The organism is Herbaspirillum sp. C7C2, from assembly GCF_022627865.1.
GTDB classification, from domain to species: domain Bacteria; phylum Pseudomonadota; class Gammaproteobacteria; order Burkholderiales; family Burkholderiaceae_D; genus Herbaspirillum; species Herbaspirillum frisingense.
This window is the reverse complement of sequence record NZ_JABXGI010000065.1, coordinates 1-350: the sequence shown is the minus strand read 5'-3', so window position 1 is coordinate 350 and position 350 is coordinate 1. Positions and strand designations below refer to the sequence as shown.

Here is a 350-nt window from a genome sequence, read left to right as displayed (position 1 = left end):
ACCACGTGGCGCAGCACTTCCGGCAGCGCGGCCAGGATCACGCCACCCAGCACCACGCCGGGGATGTGACCGATGCCACCCAGCACCACCATGGCCAGCACGGCGATGGATTCGGTCAGCGAGAAGGATTCCGGCGACACAAAACCCTGGAAGGCGCCGAACATGGCACCGGCCACGCCACCGAAGGAGGCGCCCATGGCGAAGGCCAGCAGCTTGACGTTGCGGGTGTTGATGCCCATCGCCTTGGCGGCGATCTCGTCTTCGCGGATGGCCACCCAGGCACGGCCCAGGCGCGAGTCCTGCAGGCGCACCGAGAAGAAGATCACGAAGATGCACAGCACCAGGAACAG

1 protein-coding gene is annotated in these 350 nt (G+C 66.3%); it reads right to left on the bottom strand.

The genetic code is table 11. From position 1 onward, the window contains the following. Window positions 1-350 (bottom strand): branched-chain amino acid ABC transporter permease (locus tag HWE04_RS24250; protein ID WP_446719259.1); only part of this gene is annotated, 350 nt, incomplete at both ends.